The 11,999-nt window shown below is 73.5% G+C and carries 10 protein-coding genes; 2 read left to right on the top strand and 8 right to left on the bottom strand.

The window, feature by feature from the left end:
* Positions 1-8 precede the first annotated feature (8 nt).
* The 5 genes from IE241_RS16505 to IE241_RS16485 form a co-directional block, all read right to left on the bottom strand.
* Positions 9-998 (bottom strand): malate dehydrogenase, encoded by a 990-nt coding sequence (locus IE241_RS16505; protein ID WP_190022485.1) that lies wholly within the window; start codon positions 996-998, stop codon positions 9-11.
* Positions 999-1,196: 198 nt separating this feature from the next.
* Complete coding sequence (locus tag IE241_RS16500) at positions 1,197-2,333, bottom strand: helix-turn-helix domain-containing protein (RefSeq protein ID WP_190022484.1); 1,137 nt, start codon at positions 2,331-2,333, stop codon at positions 1,197-1,199.
* A 462-nt stretch (positions 2,334-2,795) separates the two neighbouring features.
* A complete protein-coding gene (locus tag IE241_RS16495) occupies positions 2,796-4,022 on the bottom strand; it encodes an NADP-dependent isocitrate dehydrogenase (RefSeq protein WP_190022483.1) in 1,227 nt (408 codons plus the stop codon).
* 110 nt (positions 4,023-4,132) lie between these two features.
* Positions 4,133-4,642: a DUF3017 domain-containing protein gene (locus IE241_RS16490; protein ID WP_190022482.1), complete on the bottom strand. Its 510-nt coding sequence runs from the start codon at positions 4,640-4,642 to the stop codon at positions 4,133-4,135.
* Positions 4,632-5,501: a bifunctional methylenetetrahydrofolate dehydrogenase/methenyltetrahydrofolate cyclohydrolase gene (locus tag IE241_RS16485; RefSeq protein WP_190022481.1), complete on the bottom strand. Its 870-nt coding sequence runs from the start codon at positions 5,499-5,501 to the stop codon at positions 4,632-4,634. Before IE241_RS16485 ends, IE241_RS16490 begins: the two co-directional genes overlap by 11 nt.
* Before the next feature lie 250 nt (positions 5,502-5,751).
* On the opposite strand from IE241_RS16485, the gene IE241_RS16480 reads away from it, so the two are divergent.
* Positions 5,752-6,357, top strand: coding sequence for a hypothetical protein (locus IE241_RS16480; protein ID WP_190022480.1), 606 nt, complete (start codon positions 5,752-5,754; stop codon positions 6,355-6,357).
* Positions 6,358-6,435: 78 nt separating this feature from the next.
* Here the strand turns inward: IE241_RS16480 and purH are convergent, their stop codons facing one another.
* Both purH and purN read right to left on the bottom strand, forming a co-directional pair.
* A complete protein-coding gene (gene purH, locus IE241_RS16475; RefSeq protein ID WP_190022589.1) occupies positions 6,436-7,983 on the bottom strand; it encodes a bifunctional phosphoribosylaminoimidazolecarboxamide formyltransferase/IMP cyclohydrolase in 1,548 nt (515 codons plus the stop codon).
* Between the two features lie 11 nt (positions 7,984-7,994).
* Positions 7,995-8,627, bottom strand: coding sequence for a phosphoribosylglycinamide formyltransferase (purN, locus tag IE241_RS16470; RefSeq protein ID WP_190022479.1), 633 nt, complete (start codon positions 8,625-8,627; stop codon positions 7,995-7,997).
* Positions 8,628-9,021: 394 nt separating this feature from the next.
* Here purN and IE241_RS16465 point away from each other — a divergent pair, with 394 nt between their 5' ends.
* The gene (locus tag IE241_RS16465; protein ID WP_190022478.1) at positions 9,022-9,849 is read left to right on the top strand and encodes a hypothetical protein; all 828 of its coding nucleotides are present in this window, start codon (positions 9,022-9,024) and stop codon (positions 9,847-9,849) included.
* Between the two features lie 27 nt (positions 9,850-9,876).
* Here the strand turns inward: IE241_RS16465 and IE241_RS16460 are convergent, their stop codons facing one another.
* Complete coding sequence (locus IE241_RS16460; protein WP_190022477.1) at positions 9,877-11,925, bottom strand: cell division protein PerM; 2,049 nt, start codon at positions 11,923-11,925, stop codon at positions 9,877-9,879.
* Positions 11,926-11,999: the final 74 nt, after the last annotated feature.

Genomic DNA, 11,999 nt, shown 5'->3' with positions numbered 1-11,999 from the left:
TGTGCCGGTCAGATGAGGCCGAGTGCACGGACCGCGTCGCGCTCCTCCGCCAGCTCCTGGACCGAGGCGTCGATGCGGCCGCGGGAGAAGTCGTTGATCTCCAGGCCCTGGACGATCTCGTACTTGCCGTCCTTGCAGGTGACCGGGAAGGAGGAGATGAGGCCCTCCGGGACGCCGTAGGAGCCGTCCGACGGGATACCCATCGAGGTCCAGTCGCCCTCGGCGGTGCCGTTGACCCAGGTGTGGACGTGGTCGATGGCGGCGTTGGCGGCCGAGGCGGCCGAGGACGCGCCGCGGGCCTCGATGATGGCCGCGCCGCGCTTGGCGACGGTCGGGATGAAGGTGTCGGACAGCCACGCCTCGTCGTTGACGATCTCGGCGGCGTTCTTGCCGGCGACCTCGGCGTGGAAGATGTCCGGGTACTGGGTGGCCGAGTGGTTGCCCCAGATCGTCAGGCGCTTGATGTCGGCGACGGACGAGCCGGTCTTCTTCGCCAGCTGCGAGAGCGCGCGGTTGTGGTCCAGGCGGGTCATCGCGGTGAAGCGCTCGGCCGGGACGTCCGGCGCGGCGGCCTGGGCGATGAGGGCGTTGGTGTTGGCCGGGTTGCCGACGACGAGGACCTTGATGTCGTCCGCGGCGTGGGCGTTGATGGCCGCGCCCTGCGGCTTGAAGATGCCGCCGTTGGCCTCCAGCAGGTCACCGCGCTCCATGCCCTTGGTACGCGGACGGGCGCCGACCAGCAGCGCGACGTTCGCACCCGCGAAGCCGACGTTCGGGTCGTCGGTGATGTCGATGCCGCGGAGCAGCGGGAAGGCGCAGTCGTCGAGCTCCATGGCGGTGCCCTCGGCGGCCTTCAGGCCCTGCGGGATCTCCAGCAGGCGCAGCTTGACCGGCACGTCCGCGCCGAGGAGCTGACCGGAGGCGATGCGGAAGAGCAGCGCGTAGCCGATCTGGCCGGCTGCACCGGTGACGGTGACATTGACGGGAGTGCGGGTCATGGCGATCTCCTGCTGCGAACTGGGGTTGGGTGTCCCTGCCCATGAGTGAGGATCTCTCTCGGTATCAAGAGATCCGGCGTCAGGCTATCCGACCCGGCCCGCTCCGAACCCCCGCCCCCGTGTGGGACGCCTCACCGTGGCGCGCCGGGGCACCGGCGGGCCTGTCGCTCGGCACGGCCCAGCCCGGCTCAGCCCGGCTCACCCCGCCGGAGCGGAGGGAGCGCGCGCCACCGTGCACCCCTTGGAGCCCGAGGTCAGCGTCGCGCAGGCCTTCGCCTTCCCCGGCCCGGACACCGCGACCATCGGGGTGTAGCCGTCGGCGTCGCGCACCACCCGGCCGGACTCCGTACGGGCGGGCGCGGCACCGTCCGCGGCCGCGTCTATCCGGACGGCGTCGCCCGGGGCCGCCTGCGTTATCCGCGCCCACGCCGCGCCGCACACCTGGCTGTAGCGGACCTCGACGTAGGACGTGCCGACCGTCGCGGAGCCGGCCGTCGTCGCGCGGCCGCCGCCGCAGCCCATGGCCTCGGGGTCTTTGCCACTGCACTCGGCGCCCGTGCACTTGACCCCGGCGGGCAGCACGGCGGAGGGCGAGGCGAGCGGCTGCACGCTGCCGGAGTCCCCGCCCGTGCCGTCGCCGACGCCCAGCAGCAGGACGGCCGCGGCGACGACGAGGAGCGCGCCCACGACGCCCGTGACGAAGAGGGCCGCGCGGCGGCGGGGTGCCGGGCCGTCGGCCGGGATCGCGTTCGCCCGGTAGTCGGGCGGCTGCGGCGAGCCCGGGACGGGCGGCCGCGGGGCCTGCCCGGAGGGTTCCGGAGCGACTGCGGGGCCTACCGGGCCGGCGGTTCCTGCGGGGCCCGCGGCCGGGCTCTCCTCCGCGGCTGCCGCCCGGCGCGCCGCCTCGTGGCACAGCGGTTCCGAGATCACCGCCCCCGGCTGCCCGCCGGCGCGGGCGGCCTGAGAGGCGGCCTGCGGCGCGCCCTGCGGAGGTCCGAACTCGCCCAGCGCGGCCCGCGCCCGGGCGATCCGGGCCGACTCCACCGTGGAGTCGTGCCGCAGCTCGCTGCGGCTCCACGCCCGCTCGGCGAGCTCCCACATCGTGCTCAGGTGGACCACATCGGTCCCGGTCGCCTCGGCCAGCGCCTCGGCGGCCCCCAGCGGCGGCAGCAGCCGCCCGCCGAGATAGCGCTCCCACGACGTCTTGCTGTAGCCCGTGCGGTCCGCGACGGCACCGACGCTCAGCCCGCTGCGCTCCACGAGTCTGCGCAGCTGTTCGGTGAATTCGCGCACTTCCGGGTCGAGTTCCTCCGGTAGCGCCCTCCAACGAGGCATTGCACTCCCCTGTCCCCCGATGTCTGCGGTGCTCTTCCCGTGCCGTGACCCTTTTCCGTGCTGTGCCGTGCTGTACACCGTGCTGTGTTGCCGTACCGGGCCGTGCTGTGTCGCTGCACCGGCCGTGCCGCGCCCGGCCGTGCCGCGGCGCCCCTTCCGCAGCCTCGGTGCTGGCTACCCAGGGGGATGCCGCAATCCAGCATGGCAGTTCCCATCGGCGGGGCGCATCGTGGCATTTGGGTTAATCAGGGGTCCCGCCATGCGCCCTTGTCACATCTGCTGCACAACTGATACGCGACGGCGAACTCGTCGCAGAACCGTCACCCCCGGGCCACAGCAGGCTTGAAGATCTTGAAGCCCGAACTCGCGATCATGAAACTCATGGGCGGGGCGGTGGCCGGTCCCCCCACGGGGGTGGAGGACCGGCCACCGCGGCCGCTCACGCGACTGCCGGCACGCCGTTCACACGGCTGCCGGCACGAGCTTCCTCTGCAGGTTCGCCTCGACGGCCGCGAGGAACTCCTCGGTGGTCAGCCAAGGGGTCTCCGCACCGACCAGCAGGGCCAGGTCCTTGGTCATCCGCCCGCTCTCGACCGTCTCCGTGCACACCCGCTCCAGCGTCTCCGCGAACGCGACGACCTCGGGCGTGCCGTCCAGCCTGCCGCGGTGGGCCAGGGCCCGGGTCCAGGCGAAGACCGAGGCGACGGGGTTGGTGGAGGTCGCCTTGCCCTGCTGGTGGCGGCGGTAGTGGCGGGTGACGGTGCCGTGCGCGGCCTCGGCCTCCAGCGTGCGGCCGTCGGGCGTCATGAGGACCGAGGTCATGAGGCCGAGCGAGCCGAAGCCCTGGGCGACGGAGTCGGACTGGACGTCGCCGTCGTAGTTCTTGCAGGCCCAGACGTAGCCGCCGGACGACTTCAGCGCGGCCGCCACCATGTCGTCGATGAGGCGGTGCTCGTACGTCAGCCCGGCCGCATCGAAGTCCGCCTTGAACTCGGCGTCGAAGACCTCCTGGAAGAGGTCCTTGAACCGGCCGTCGTACTTCTTCAGGATCGTGTTCTTGGTGGACAGGTAGACCGGGTAGCCGCGGCCCAGGCCGTAGCGGAACGAGGCGCGCGCGAAGTCGCGGATCGAGGCGTCCAGGTTGTACATCGCCAGGGCGACGCCGGGGCCCGGGAAGTCGTAGACCTCCAGCTCCAGCGGCTCGGTGCCGTCCTTCGGGGTGAAGGTCACGGCCAGGGTGCCCGCGCCGGGGATCTTCAGGTCGGTCGCGCGGTACTGGTCGCCGAAGGCGTGACGGCCGACGACGATCGGCTTCGTCCAGCCGGGTACGAGCCGCGGCACGTTCGCCATGATGATCGGCTCGCGGAAGATCACCCCGCCGAGGATGTTGCGGATGGTGCCGTTGGGCGAGGGGTACATCGCCTTGAGGCCGAACTCCTCGACCCGCGACTCGTCCGGCGTGATCGTCGCGCACTTCACGCCGACGCCGTGCTGCCGGATGGCGTGCGCGGCGTCGACGGTCACCTGGTCGCCGGTGGCGTCACGGTGCTCGATACCCAGGTCGAAGTACTTCAGTTCGATGTCGAGGTGGGGCAGGATCAGCCGGTCCTTGATGAACCGCCAGATGATCCGGGTCATCTCGTCGCCGTCGAGCTCGACGACCGGGCCCACTACCTTGATCTTGGCCATGACGGGGAACGTCCCTCTCGCGGGCAGCACCGGCCCTTTCCCGCCCTGCGGGGCAGGAAAGGGATCACCTCGTCATCAAGCTACTCGAAATCGGGCAAACCCGGTCGGGTCTAGACCGTGAAGTGGAGGATGTCCTCCAGGAACGGCACCTTCAGCCACGGGTGCGGCTGCGCCATCAGGGACAGCAGCAGGATCGCCACGCCCAGCCCGCCGTACGTGATCATGTCGGTGAACCGGGAGCGCACGGCCAGCATGCCCACGGACGGCAGGGCCCAGCGCAGCACCGCACCGCCGATCATCGCCAGCCCGATCAGCAGCGTCCCGACCCGGAACGCGTCGAAGGCGGTGATCAGCAGCCCGAGCCCCGTCACGCCCATGACCGCCAGCAGCGGCCACTGGCGCGCCGGCGCCGGGGCGTCCCCGGGGGCGGCGCGCCCGCCCCCCTCGGGGCGGGCGGTGTCCCGCGTGAGCTGGAAGCGGCGCCCCTTGCCCGCGCCCGGCTCCCTGCCCGCACCCGGTTCCTTGCCCGCGCCCGGTTCCTTGCCGCCCGCGCCCGGCTCCTTGCCCGCGCCGGGCTCCGCTCCCGCGCCCGGCTCGCCCGGCTCCTTCTCAGCCCGCATTGCCGCTTCCGGCGGCGCGCTCGGCGGCCTCCACCACGTTGACCAGCAGCAGGGCGCGGGTCATCGGGCCGACGCCGCCCGGGTTGGGCGAGACCCAGCCGGCGACCTTGGCGACCGCCGGGTCCACATCGCCCATGATCTTGCCCTCGCCGTCGCGGCTGACGCCGACGTCCAGCACGGCCGCGCCGGGCTTGACGTCCTCCGGCTTGATCAGGTGGCCCACGCCCGCCGCGGCGACGATGACGTCGGCCTGGCGCAGGTGCGCCGACAGATCACGGGTACCGGTGTGGCAGAGGGTGACCGTGGAGTTCTCGGTCCTGCGGGTCAGCAGCAGGCCGATCGAGCGGCCGACGGTGATGCCGCGGCCCACGACCACGACGTGCTTGCCGCCCAGCTCGACGCCGTGGTGGCGCAGCAGCTCGATGATGCCGTTGGGGGTGCAGGGCAGCGGGCCGGTCTCGTTGAGGACCAGGCGGCCGAGGCTCATCGGGTGCAGGCCGTCGGCGTCCTTGGCCGGGTCCATCAGCTCCAGGACCCGGTTGGTGTCGATGCCCTTGGGGAGGGGGAGTTGGACGATGTAGCCGGTGCAGTCGGGGTTGTCGTTGAGCTCGCGGACGACCGCCTCGATCTCCTCCTGCGTGGCCGTGGCGGGCAGTTCACGCTGGATGGACGCGATGCCGACCTCGGCACAGTCGCGGTGCTTGCCGGCCACGTACCACTTGCTGCCGGGGTCGTCGCCCACGAGGAGGGTGCCGAGACCGGGCTGGACGCCCTTGGCCTTCAGCGCCTCCACGCGCACGGTGAGTTCGGACTTGATCGCTGCTGCGGTGGCCTTGCCATCGAGAATCTGGGCGGTCATGACCCCATCCTCGCGGATGGAGTGGCCATGGTTCCAATCAGGGCGGTCCGCGGTTGGTGACGAATTCGCACCGGTTATTCCCGGGAGCCCCTGCGGCCCCGACGATACGGGTATCAGCTGGACAAAAGTCAGTGGCCCGATAACGATGATCCGCGTGCCGCGCGTGCAAATCGGGGGCGAGCCGCTGACACAACTCTCCTCCGAATGCCTGCGCCGTCCCCGCACGACACCGACGGAGGAAATCCCCAGCATGAGCTTCGGCGATCAGAACAACCCGTACGGCGCGCCCCAGCAGGCGCCCGGTTACGGATATCCGCAAGCGCCTCAGGGCGCCCAGCCCGGCCAGCCGTACGCCGCGTACCCGCAGGCGCAGGGCGGTTACGCCGGTGCGCCGCAGGGCCCGCAGGTAATGCCGGGCATCACCAAGGCCGCGCGCATCATGCTCTACTGCATCGCCGCAGTGCACGTGGCTCTGGCGGGCTTTTTCGGCACCCTGATCGCCGCGATCAAGGACAAGGCCGACGAGGTCGGCCCGGGCCGGACGGTCCGGACCGCGCAGGGCGACGAGGTCGACGTCGACAAGGCCGTCGACATCGGCAAGGGCGTCCTCGGCTTCTTCATCCTGCTCGCCCTGGTGTTCGCCGTTATCGGCATCATTCTCGCCGTGCGCTACGCCAAGGGCGGCAATGGCGTCCGCGTCGGTTCGATCGTCTACGCGTCTTTCGGCATCATCGGCGGACTCCTGAGCTCCTGGGCCTACGGACTCGGCCTGATCACGTTCATCCTGTCGATCCTGGTGATCATCTTCGCGGCCAAGCAGGCCACGGCGGAGTGGTTCCGCCGCCCGCGCTTCTGAGCGACGCTTCGGCGGACCACCCGGAGGCCCGTACCCCCGACGTGATCGGGGGTACGGGCCTCCGGCCGTTCCGCGGCCTCAGTGGAAGAAGTGGCGCGTGCCCGTGAAGTACATCGTCACGCCCGCCGCCTTCGCGGCCTCCACGACCTGCTCGTCGCGGACCGAACCGCCCGGCTGCACCACGGCCTTGACGCCCGCGGCCGTCAGCACCTCCAGCCCGTCCGGGAAGGGGAAAAAGGCGTCGGAGGCGGCGTACGAGCCGCGCGCCCGCTCCTCGCCCGCCCGCTGCACCGCCAGCTTCGCGGAGTCGACGCGGTTGACCTGGCCCATGCCGACGCCGACGGTCGCACCGTCCTTGGCCAGCAGGATCGCGTTGGACTTCACCGCGCGGCAGGCGCGCCAGGCGAAGGCCAGCCCGGCCAGCTCGTCGGCGGAGAGCGCCTCGCCCGTGGCGAGCGTCCAGTTGGCCGGGTCGTCGCCCTCGGCCTGGAGCCGGTCCTTGGCCTGGACGAGGACGCCGCCCTCGACGGGACGGGACTCGCCGTGCGCCGCGGGGGCGTCGGCGCAGCGCAGCACGCGGATGTTCTTCTTGCGGGCCAGCACCTCGACGGCGCCGTCCTCGTAGGCCGGGGCGACGATGACCTCGGTGAAGATCTCGGCGACCTGCTCGGCCATGGCGACCGACACCGGGCTGTTGACGGCGATCACGCCGCCGAACGCGGACAGCGGGTCGCACTCGTGGGCCTTGCGGTGGGCCTCGGCGACGTCCGAACCGACGGCGATGCCGCACGGGTTGGCGTGCTTGATGATCGCGACGCAGGGGTCGGTGTGGTCGTACGCCGCCCGGCGGGCCGCCTCGGTGTCGACGTAGTTGTTGTAGGACATCTCCTTGCCGTGCAGCTGCTCGGCGTAGGCGAGGCCCTTGCCCGTGCCGTCCGTGTAGAGGGCGGCGGGCTGGTGGGGGTTCTCGCCGTAGCGCAGGACCTGCTTGCGCTCGTAGGAGACGCCGATGAAGTCGGGCCAGGGGCCCTCGTCGGCTCCGTAGCCTTCGGCGAACCAGTTGGCGACGGCCACGTCGTAGGCGGCGGTGTGCTGGAACGCCTCGGCGGCCAGGCGCTTGCGCTGCGCGAGGTCGAAGCCGCCGTCGGCGACGGCCTTGAGGACGTCCTGGTAGCGGCCGGGGTTGACCACGACGGCCACCGAGGGGTGGTTCTTGGCGGCGGCGCGGACCATCGAGGGGCCGCCGATGTCGATCTGCTCCACGCACTCGTCGGGCGAGGCGCCGGAGGCGACGGTCTCCCGGAACGGGTAGAGGTTGACGATCACCAGCTCGAACGGCTCCACGCCCAGCTCGGCGAGCTGCTCGCGGTGGGAGTCCAGGCGCTGGTCGGCCAGGATGCCGGCGTGGACGCGCGGGTGGAGCGTCTTGACGCGGCCGTCCAGGCACTCGGGGAAACCGGTGAGCTCCTCGACCCGGGTGACCGGGACGCCGGCGGCGGCGATCCGGCCGGCCGTCGAGCCGGTCGAGACGAGCTCGACGCCCGCCTCGTGCAGACCGCGCGCGAGCTCCTCCAGCCCGGCCTTGTCGTAGACGCTGACCAGCGCGCGGCGGATGGGCCGCTTCATACCTTCGGCGGTCACAGGAATTTCACCTTTCGTCCCTCTATGCGGTAGCCGTTGCGGGCCAGGCGCCCCACGACCTCGACGAGCAGATCGCGCTCGACTTCCTTGATCCGCTCGTGCAGTGCGGATTCGTCGTCCTCGTCCCGGACCTCGACCACGCCCTGCGCGATGATCGGGCCGGTGTCGACGCCGTCGTCGACGAAGTGGACGGTGCACCCGGTCACCTTGACGCCGTACGCGAGTGCGTCGCGCGCGCCGTGGGCGCCGGGGAAGCTGGGCAGCAGGGCGGGGTGCGTATTGATCACGCGGCCCCCGAAGCGGGCCAGGAACTCCTTGCCCACGATCTTCATGAAACCGGCCGAGACCACGAGGTCCGGCTCGTGGGCCGCGGTGGCCTCGGTCAGCGCGCGGTCCCAGGCGTCGCGCGTCGGGTGGTCCTTGACGCGGCAGACGAACGTGGGGATCCCGGCGCGCTCGGCCCGCTCCAGGCCGGCGATGCCGTCCCGGTCGGCGCCCACGGCCACGATCCGGGCGCCGTAGCCCTCCGGGTCGGCGGCGATCGCATCGAGCAGGGCCTGCAGATTGGTGCCGGAGCCGGAGACGAGGACGACGAGGCGGGCGGGGGGCGCGGGAGGCGGGGAGGCCACGGTGGGGCCCTTTCTCGCGGGCGGAGCGGTGTCAGCGGTCTGAGCGGTGTGATGGGCGTACGGTGTGCACGGCCCTACGGTTTGTATGGTCGTACGAGACGAGGGCGTCGCCGGATACGGGGGACTCTACGAACCCGCCGACCGCCAGCAACGATACCGGCACACCGAACGGCCCCCGCGGGACGGGGGCGCGCGCGGAAGGTAGCGTCTGGAAGCAGCGCACGGAAAAGCGCGGGCCACGTGCACGGAATCCGGGCGCGACGCCGTACGTTCGGAGTGCGGTAGGCACGGACGCCGGGGATGTGCCGTACGTCCCGGGCGTGCGGGCACACATCCTGGACGGCGCACATCCTGGGCGTGCCGGACGACGACACAAGGGGAAGACACACTCCACATGCCGGACCGACGCCGTCACGCGGCTCACCCCCTCGCGCTGCCCACCCGCACCCCCGGCGGCGGTGCGATGAGGAACGCCCGCATGTCGCACGACCGCCCCACGCCGTCCTCCTCCGGCGAGCAGCGGGACAACCCCTTCGCGCCCCCGCCGGAGGGACAGCCCGACCAGCCGTGGCAGCCGCGGCAGCGCCCGCAGGGGCCGCAGGGCCACGCGGACGGCCGGGGCGGCGGGCAGGGGGACGGCTCGCAGGACGGAGGCGAGGACGGGAACGGCTCCGGCGACGGACGGCAGCAGCCCCCGGCGTGGGGCAGCCAGTGGAGCAGCCGGCAGCCCGGCCGCCACGACGGCGGCTTCGGCGGCGGCCCGGGCGGCCCCGCAGGCGGCCCGGGCGGGAACGGCGGCCTGCGCTGGGACCCCACGGACCCCGCCCAGCGGCGCGCCCGCTACGCCCTCCTCGCAGGCATGTGGGGCTTCTTCTTCGCCCTGTTCAGCATCCCCTACGTCGCCCTGCTGCTCGGCGCCCTCTCCGTCTACTGGGGCGTCAGCGCGCTGCGCGCCAAGTCCCGCCCGCAGCGGCAGGATCCCGACACCCCGGCGGCCCCCGCCCCGCCGCCCGGCGCCTTCCGCCCGCAGACGACGGCGGCGGTCAGCGGCCTGGTGACGGGCGGGCTGGCGCTGGCCATCGCGGCGGCGACGTTCGTCTTCCAGATCGTCTACAGCGACTACTACACGTGCGTGGACGACGCCCTGACCCAGAGCTCCCAGCAGGCGTGCGAGAAGCACTTGCCGAAGCAGCTGAGGCCGCTGCTGGGGACGCGGGACTAGCTGTTGGGGACGAGGGGCTGAAGCCTTTCAGCCCCGGTCCGGGGGCCCCGCGTCGCGCGGCTCGAACGCCGGCATCAGCCCGCCCCCGGACTCCCGCAGCGCGGCCCACCGCACCTGCCGCGCGCCCGTGTCGTGCCAGGCCGCCGCGTCGAACGCCGGCACCTGGGCCGCGCCTCTCCCCCGCCGTCCGCTCTCTTTCGCCCGCCGGCGCCCGAACCACCCGCGCCGCACGGTCTGCGTGCCGGATGCGGGCGCGGCGGCCGGAGCGGCGAGGCCCACCGGGGCGGACCCCGCCGGTGCGCCCCGTACGGGCAGCGCCTCCACGGCCGTGGCGCCCGGCTCGGCCGACCATGCGGGCCCTGCTCCGGGCCGGGCGAAGGACAGCGTCGCCGTGTCGGCCCGCACCCCCGCCCCCGCCGCGCGGGCACCCGTACCCACGCCGAAGCCCAGCCAGGAGCCCACCGCCCGGGCGGCAGGAGCGCCGGTCCACCAGCGGGCGCGTGCCCGGCGCGCCTTCCGCGGCCGGTCGGCCCGCCCGGGCGGCACCCGGCGGTGGGTGCCCGCGGCAGGCCGCGCGGACGGGGCCCCGGCCAGGGCGACGACCCCCAGGCCGGGGGCCGACGCGGCGGTCACCCGTGGTTCCGCTGACGTGTCGCCCAGGGCGATGCGCCGCCGCAGCCACCGCAGCACGATGGCCCCGGGCACGCTCACGACGGTCGTCCAGGCGAGCGCGGCCGCGCCGACCAGCCGGCAGGAGGGCCCGAAGGTGGCGAGGACGGACGCGCCCAGGCTGCCGCCCGCCGCGTAGGTCAGCAGGGTGATCACGAGCGCGCAGAAGAAGGAGCCGAGGGCGGCGATGGCTGCGGTCTCGCCGAGGCCCGACCGGGCCAGGTCCGCGCTGCGGCGCGGCACGGCGGCGTAGGCGACGGTGGCCCCGGCCGCGAGGCTCACCGCCGCGGAGGCGGCCAGGGGCAGCGGCTCGGCGGGGCCCGGGGCGGGGAGGATCGCGAAGAGCGGGAAGGACGGCAGCAGCGGGTACGTGGTGATCCCGAGGGGCGCGACGGCCCCGGCCGTGCCCACCGCGAAGCCCGGCCCGAGCCCGTAGGCCGCGGCCCAGACCACGGCGTTGGGCAGCAGCGCGAGGCACAGCAGCAGCACCGCGGCGCGGCCCGACCAGGCCGCGGTGATCTGCAGGAGGGACTCGCGGGCGGCGCCCGCGTGGACGGCGAGGGAGGCCGCGAGGAGGACGGCGGCCCCGCTGAGCAGGACGACGGTGCCCGCCGTCCCCGCGCGCAGGGCCGCGGCCGACCGGGGCCGGGTGAACCAGTGCCGCAGGCGCGCGGGGACCGGCGCGAGGGCCCGGCGGAGGACCGGCGGCAGCGTGCCGTACGGGCGTCCCGCGGCGGCCCACATCCCGGCCGCGACGGACGCCCCCGCGACGACCGGCACGTGGAGCAGGGCGCTCAGCGGCTCGACCCGTACCGGGCCCGAGGAGGCGTAGAGGACGGCTCCCACCGCGACGAGCAGATAGCCGCCGAGAAGGGCCGGGGCGGCCTTGCGCGGGGCGGGGCAGGGCCCGGGCTCCGCCGGGACCGGCGGTTCCGTCGGAACGGGCGCGAGGGGCGGGCTCATGGCGAGGACTTCCTCGGGCGTGAGCTCCTCGAAGGGCACCGCTTCGGGGTACAGGAGGAGGTCGTCGTGGTCGTCCTCCGGCTCCTCCGCCGGTTCCAGGGCGTGCCGCGCGGCGCGGTAGAGCAGCCAGCAGGGCAGGACGGTCAGCAGCATCGGGGTCAGGCCGAGGGGGGCGGGCGCCCCGGTGAGCGTGTCGGTGCGGACGAGGTCCGCGCCGTGGGCGAGCAGCCACAGGCCGGCGGCGGAGCGCAGGGCCTCGCCCGCGCCGCCGTCCGGGTAGGGCGAGGTGATCCACAGCAGCAGGACCACGACGGCCAGTGCCCCGAGCCCGAGGCCCGCGGCGATCGCCCCGCCGACGAGCACCGTGCCCGCCGGTGGCGGCGCACCGGCGCCGGGCCGGCCGGGCGAGGGCAACGACGGGCTGTGCTCGGCATCGTGGGTCACATGGTCATGCTGCCAAGAACACGCCTTTCGTTCGGGTAGCGGGTAAATGACCGTCGTGTCGCTTTTGATGCACG

The organism is Streptomyces hiroshimensis, assembly GCF_014650335.1.
Taxonomy (GTDB): domain Bacteria; phylum Actinomycetota; class Actinomycetes; order Streptomycetales; family Streptomycetaceae; genus Streptomyces; species Streptomyces hiroshimensis.
This window is presented reverse-complemented; position numbering and strand designations above follow the sequence as displayed.

Coding starts and splice junctions, on each gene's coding strand:
- IE241_RS16490 (WP_190022482.1), bottom strand. CDS start 4,642: ATGCGGGCTGAGAAGGAGCCGGGCGAGCCGGGCGCGGGAGCGGAGCCC.
- IE241_RS16480 (WP_190022480.1), top strand. CDS start 5,752: ATGAGCTTCGGCGATCAGAACAACCCGTACGGCGCGCCCCAGCAGGCG.
- IE241_RS16500 (WP_190022484.1), bottom strand. CDS start 2,333: ATGCCTCGTTGGAGGGCGCTACCGGAGGAACTCGACCCGGAAGTGCGC.
- IE241_RS16495 (WP_190022483.1), bottom strand. CDS start 4,022: ATGGCCAAGATCAAGGTAGTGGGCCCGGTCGTCGAGCTCGACGGCGAC.
- IE241_RS16485 (WP_190022481.1), bottom strand. CDS start 5,501: ATGACCGCCCAGATTCTCGATGGCAAGGCCACCGCAGCAGCGATCAAG.
- purH (WP_190022589.1), bottom strand. CDS start 7,983: ATGAAGCGGCCCATCCGCCGCGCGCTGGTCAGCGTCTACGACAAGGCC.
- IE241_RS16465 (WP_190022478.1), top strand. CDS start 9,022: ATGCCGGACCGACGCCGTCACGCGGCTCACCCCCTCGCGCTGCCCACC.
- IE241_RS16505 (WP_190022485.1), bottom strand. CDS start 998: ATGACCCGCACTCCCGTCAATGTCACCGTCACCGGTGCAGCCGGCCAG.